The organism is Candidatus Chordibacter forsetii, from assembly GCF_964187505.1.
Taxonomy (GTDB): Bacteria; Verrucomicrobiota; Verrucomicrobiia; order Opitutales; family Seribacteraceae; genus Chordibacter; species Chordibacter forsetii.
In genome coordinates this window covers 1-4,379 of the sequence record NZ_CAXLML010000203.1, presented here as the reverse complement: position 1 = coordinate 4,379, position 4,379 = coordinate 1, and the positions used below count along the sequence as shown (strand labels likewise).

Below are 4,379 nucleotides of genomic sequence, written 5' to 3'. Positions count from 1 at the left end.
TATCGATTTGATCAAAAGGCAGGGATTTTAATGGAACAAGACCCACCAAAAAAAATTGGTCAAGTTCTCAACTTTACTAACTCCAATTTGACCGATCGTCACCCCCATCTTGGTCGTGATCCAATCGTGGTGGAATTTAAAAAGAAAAACCCAAAAACTGGAGAGCTCGTTCCTTTTGAACGCGAACTGGGTATACCTTTTATCACTTTTGTGACTTACCTTTTCATTCCCTTGAGTGTGGGAATGTTCCCTCATCTATTCCAACATTGGTTGACCGCCCGGAATGCCAGGGCTTTCAAACTTACCGTAATTGCTCACCCCCTTTGTATTCTCATTGTTTGGGTTCCCTGTGTGCTCATTGGTTCATGGGCTACCGGCTTGCTCCCGCCAGGCATTCCTCCGCCTGCGGTTTTATCTGCCACCCTGAATATGCTCGTTGGCGACCCCTGGCTTACCGGCTTGCTCACAGCTGGTGTATTGGCCGCTATTATGTCTTCAATGGATTCCCAATTCCTTTGCCTTGGTACTGTATTTACCAATGACATCGTAGTTCATCGTGCGGGAAGTAAGGTTTATTCTGATTCACAAAAATTAAAAATCGCTCGTTCATTTATTGTAATCATCGTAGCAGTAACCTACTTGCTGGCCATGGCGGTCAAAAATGCCAATGTTTTCGATTTGGCAATTTGGTGCTTTAGTGGATTTGCTGCTCTTTTCCCCTTAGTTTTTTCTGCTCTTTATTGGAAACGGGCGACCAAAGCAGGTGCGATTGCATCGGTTTTAACGGCCCTCATTTCTTGGGCATGGTTTTTCCATCAATCCGGATATGGAGGAGAATATTTTGTGGGACCGGGAATTGTACCAGCGGCAATTTGCTTCCTTGTATCAGCGGGTGCTCTTGTGGTCGTATCCCTCCTAACCTCGCCTCCGGCTCAATCAACGATCGATCAATTCTTTCCCTCTCGGTCGTGATTGCGAATCGCTGGGAATGCGACTAGAAATTGTTTCAGTTATGGTAAGCGAAGAACAAATTAAACATGCGGCTAACGATCTCGATCAACATGTCGAGGAAATGATCAATTGGCACTTCTCCCCGGAAAGTGGATGTCCTTTTTGGTTAAACTGGGCGAAGGAACAAGATTTCAATCCTTTGGAAGAGGTTCGTACCTTCGCAGAACTTTGTGATAAATTTCCATACTTTGAAGATGAATGGTTACGGGATCTTCCCAATAAAGTATGGGTGCCACAGGCATTTGCCGATCGACCTTTTAACATTTTTGAAACGGGTGGAACTACGGGTATGCCCAAGCAACGAATTGGATGGGATGATTTTCGCATCGATTATACCGCTTTTTCGAAGACTCTAAATGATGATCATTTTCCCCGCGATCACTACTGGTTGATGGTCGGCCCAACCGGTCCGCGAAGATTGCGCCTGGCTATTGAACACCTGGCCAATGAAAGAGGTTGTTCCTGTTATTTTGTCGACCTTGATCCGCGCTGGGTCAAACGATTGATCGCTACTCAACAATTTGATCAAGCCCGTGCCTATATGGATCATGTGGTTGAACAGGCCCTGACCATAATCAAAAACCGCGAGATCAGTGCTCTTTTTACCACTCCCAAACTTTTAGAAGCATTGGCCGAGCGTCGAGACTTGGTAAGCGCCGGGGTCAAAGGGGTATTTTGCGGGGGAACAACCATGGACCGTCAATATGCCCGTTTTCTTCAAGAAGAGGTATGCGAAGGAGGAAAGATCGGATTTGTCCCGACCTATGGGAATACCTTGATGGGCTTGGCACGCAATCATCCCTTTGGGCCTGAAAATGATTATTCGATTGCTTATTACGCTCCCCAACCACGGGCAGTCCTTCGGGTGATCGATACAGATAGTGGAAAACCGGTGGAATATAATCATTGGGGCAGGGTGGAACTAACTACCCTTACAAAAGAATTTTTCATGCCCCGTTTTTTGGAGCGTGACGAAGCCATCCGCCGAGAACCATGGACTGAAGCACCATGGGATGGGGTCGCAGAAATCCGTCCGTTTGGAGCGATGGAGAAGAAAATTGTAGAGGGAGTCTATTAATAGGTATGAAACAAGCACCCCACTTACCAAGTTTGCGACTGGGCAAGCCTTACTGCAGCCTTAATCAATCTAAAGTACTCGACTATCGGGATGGGTCCGTGCGGGCCACCTTGAGCCAGGTAAACCCAGGAGTGATCCGCCGAGATCTTAAAGAGGTCGGACAGGCCAGAGCCGCCTTGCAAAAATTTTCGACTGCCGAACTTCTGGAAATTTCCCGGCAGGCAGGAGAATTTTTTCTTCATGAAGAATTACCTGTCGGGGAAGCAGGAGAACTGCAAAGCCCTCAGGAATATTTAGAGACTCTTTCATCCACCAGCGGGCTTCCCCACATTATGGTTCGTCGGAATATGGAAAAAATCCATCACGCCCTTACTCATATGGATACGATTCTTAATGGATTGACCCGTGGGTTGGATGTGGAGGTATTAGACCGCGGTTATGGCGAACAATCCGGTTCTCCGGTTTGTTTTCATCCAACCACCAAGGCACTTGGTCTGGTCATGCCCAGTAACTCTCCAGCGGTTAATTCACTTTGGCTACCCGCAATCCCCCTGAAAATCCCGGTGATTATGAAACCCGGCAAGGACGAGCCATGGACACCTTATCGATTAATGCAGGCCTTTATTAAAGCGGGATGTCCCGCAAAAGCCTTTGGGTTTTACCCCACAGATCACGAAGGAGCGGCTGATATTTTGCGTCTTTGCGACCGGGCACTCATCTTTGGGGACAAATCAACCACCGATCAATATGCCGGGAATCCTGGTGTACAAGTCCATGGGCCCGGTTTTAGTAAGGTTTTGATCGGGGACGATGAGATCGAAAACTGGCAAGACTACCTAGACCTCATGGTTGCCTCAATTTCGGATAATGGTGGACGCAGTTGTATTAATGCATCTGCTATTATTGTACCCAAGTATGCAAAGGAAATTGCTGATGCCCTTGGGCAGAGACTCGGCCCGATCAAGCCCTTAGCGATGAACGATCCTAATGCCGTCCTATCTGGGTTTGCCAACCCCAAGATGGCAGAATGGATAGATTCTGCAATCGATGCAGACCTTTTGGAAGCCGGAGCGTATGATGCAACGGCTCCATATCGTGATGGTTCCCGCCTGATTAAAGCGGAGGGGGGAACTTATTTGCGGCCAACAATTATTGCCTGCGAATCGATCGAACATCCCTTGGCTAACCGGGAATTTCTCTGCCCCTATGCCAGTGTGGTGGAGGTTCCACAATCGGAAATGCTCGATAAGATCGGACCAACTCTGGTCGTTTCTGCACTGACTAAATGTGAATCTTTTAAGCGAGAACTGCTAATGGATCCAAGAATTGAAAGATTAAATGTTGGGCCTATTTCAACAATGAAAATATCGTGGGATCAACCGCACGAAGGCAACCTCTTCGAGTTTTTATACAAGCGTCGATCCATAGGATTGGCCGCCTGATTCGCCTCCCGTTCCCTTTTCAATGACAGGAAGTTCCAGCTCTCCATCGTTGGACTCTTCCTTTTTTGCACTAGGCGACCCAACTGAACAAAGGGTCATTTATGGCCCCGGATCTTCTAGAAAAGTTGGTGAGTATGCTAAGCAATTTGGCAGCCGTGCCTTGGTGGTCACCGACCTAGGTGTAAGTTCGGCCGGTCATCCCCATAAGGTCATGGAATCTTTGGAGTCGGCTGGTGTTCGTACATTTTTATTCGAGGAATCGATGGAAAACCCTACGGATTCAAGTGTACAGGAATGTGCACAGAAAGCTGGTATGCTGGAGATTGATCTCATCATTGGTTTGGGCGGAGGCAGTTCACTCGACACCGCCAAGGGGGCAAATTTTATCCTGACTAATGGTGGTTCTATGAAAGATTATTGGGGTGTGTCTAAGGCAACCAAGCCGTTGCTCCCGATGATCGCTATTCCTACCACTGCAGGGACGGGAAGTGAGTGCCAGTCGTATGCCTTGATTTCTGACGATCAGACGCACCGGAAAATGGCATGCGGAGATCCTAGTGCTTTGCCAAAAGTTACGCTATTGGATCCCGAGCTTACCCTTTCCCAACCCTTTTCAGTTTGTACCGCTACTGGAATGGACGCCCTGGCTCATGCCCTAGAATCCGCGGTTTGCTCACGTCGAAATGACTTGTCCGGTCGTCATGCCCGGCAAGCCTTTGTCCATTTGGTAAAGAATTTGGAAACGGTATGGAAAGACCCTCAAGACTTATTGGCGCGTGGTCATGTGCTATTGGGAGCGGCCCATGCGGGTGCGGCTATTGAACGAAGTATGCTCGGAGCCGCCCATG

The 4,379-nt window shown here is 48.1% G+C and carries 4 protein-coding genes; all 4 read left to right on the top strand.

Annotation, left to right across the window (positions count from 1 at the left end; all coding sequences use genetic code 11):
• Positions 1-972: sodium:solute symporter family protein (locus tag ACKPQ4_RS08930; protein ID WP_407680836.1), on the top strand; the 972-nt coding region annotated here is incomplete at its 5' end.
• Positions 973-988: 16 nt separating this feature from the next.
• Entirely contained in the window at positions 989-2,089 is a 1,101-nt protein-coding gene (locus ACKPQ4_RS08925; RefSeq protein WP_407680835.1) for a hypothetical protein, read from the top strand.
• A 5-nt stretch (positions 2,090-2,094) separates the two neighbouring features.
• Positions 2,095-3,531 carry an aldehyde dehydrogenase family protein gene (locus tag ACKPQ4_RS08920; protein WP_407680834.1) on the top strand — a complete coding sequence of 479 codons (1,437 nt, stop codon included), beginning with the start codon at positions 2,095-2,097 and terminating at the stop codon, positions 3,529-3,531.
• A 22-nt stretch (positions 3,532-3,553) separates the two neighbouring features.
• The coding region (locus ACKPQ4_RS08915) for an iron-containing alcohol dehydrogenase (protein WP_407680833.1) at positions 3,554-4,379 on the top strand (826 nt) is incomplete at its 3' end.

What these genes read in the sequence shown, in the direction of transcription:
- ACKPQ4_RS08925 (WP_407680835.1), top strand. Translation starts at nt 989, where the DNA reads ATGCGACTAGAAATTGTTTCAGTTATGGTAAGCGAAGAACAAATTAAA.
- ACKPQ4_RS08920 (WP_407680834.1), top strand. Translation starts at nt 2,095, where the DNA reads ATGAAACAAGCACCCCACTTACCAAGTTTGCGACTGGGCAAGCCTTAC.